General features: G+C 49.7%; 1 protein-coding gene. It reads right to left on the bottom strand.

Annotated elements, in window-relative coordinates; all coding sequences use genetic code 11:
• Window positions 1–117: 117 nt before the first annotated feature.
• Window positions 118–909, bottom strand: a complete 792-nt coding sequence (gene argB, locus R7044_RS24515; protein WP_141180475.1) for an acetylglutamate kinase — start codon at window positions 907–909, stop codon at window positions 118–120.
• Between the last annotated feature and the right edge of the window lie 56 nt (window positions 910–965).

The following is a 965-nucleotide window of genomic DNA, read 5'->3' as shown; positions in this document are numbered from 1 at the left end:
CCACTTTATTTACGTTCACTTTGCTCATGTTTTTTCTCCAAACTTAACTGGCGCTGCGCTCGGCGGTCAGTGCCAACCACTTCCTAATGTTGAATTCTTTAACTGTTTTGCTTCCGCTTATTGAGGCAGAAACTGTGTTCCAATACTTTCACCAGCAAATAACTGCGTGAGTTTGTCTGGGTAGCGCCACGTCGCCACTTCTATCGGACGACCAAGATCGTTTGCGGCTTCGAGAGCAGCTTTCACTTTGACGATCATCCCATCAGTGATCACCTGGCCTTCGATCAGCGCATTTGCTTCTTTCTCAGATAAGCTTTTAAGCAGATGACCTTTGCCATCTAACACACCGCTTACATCTGACAACAGCACCAACTCCGCGTCCAAAGCACCCGCAACGGCAACCGCTGCTTGATCCGCATTCACGTTCATCATTTGACCTTCAGCCGTGAGACCAATAGAGCTGATGATAGGCAGTGCGCCCGTATTTAAAATCGCTTGAAGTAGGCTTGAGTCACCCGGCGTCGCTTTGCCCACCGCGCCTAATTCAGGGTCTAACTCTTCGACGTGACAAAGACCACCATCCGCTAGGCTCAAGCCCACCGCATTCAAACCATCGGCAATCGCTTGACCTTGCAGTAACTTATTTGCCGTTCCTGCCAGCGCACCGGCAATGACTGGAATTTGATCGTATGGCGTCACACGTAGACCATGTTTCTTTACGGTCTTAAGTTGAAGTTTCGCCATCAACTCATCCACCAAGTAGCCACCGCCATGAACGATGGCGATTTGTCGCTGCGCCGACTTCTGGTATGCCGCGATGGCACCAAACAGTTGGCTTAAGGTTTGAGTGCAAGATAGAGCCGCACCGCCTAGCTTAATGACTAAAGGAGCTTGATTGGTTTGCGTCATTGCTTTTCCCTCTTTCAACGACTACAGCAACGCTGTCAGTTCTGGGTAACCGTAAT

The sequence above is a fragment of the Vibrio sp. 1402 genome (assembly GCF_033340275.1).
The sequence above is the reverse complement of the archived record's forward strand: the minus strand, read 5'-3'. Positions and strand labels throughout refer to the sequence as shown.